Source organism: Vallitalea maricola, assembly GCF_036985595.1.
Lineage (GTDB): Bacteria > Bacillota > Clostridia > Lachnospirales > Vallitaleaceae > Vallitalea > Vallitalea maricola.
Window position 1 is genome coordinate 1 of the sequence record NZ_BTPU01000191.1, and the last position, 212, is coordinate 212.

Annotated in this window: 1 protein-coding gene; it reads left to right on the plus strand. The window is 31.1% G+C overall.

All coding sequences use genetic code 11. The features are described from left to right. The first annotated feature begins 1 nt into the window (after window position 1). Complete coding sequence (locus tag AACQ14_RS23835; RefSeq protein WP_339366032.1) at window positions 2-136, plus strand: arginine repressor; 135 nt, start codon at window positions 2-4, stop codon at window positions 134-136. Window positions 137-212: the final 76 nt, after the last annotated feature.

Sequence of the window (212 nt, forward strand, 5' to 3'; positions counted from 1 at the left end):
TATTGATGCACTTAATTTTGACGATATAGTTGGTTGTATAGCTGGTGATGACACTATTTTCTGTGCTGTAAGAACAGAAAATGATGCTATTAGAATTATGGAGAAAATGAATAAATTGGTCAACAATAATATATAGATTCAATCAGGCATGATGCCATTAAACTAACTTTCTGTCAAGGGAGGAAATTGATATGTTAATACATCTTCATGTG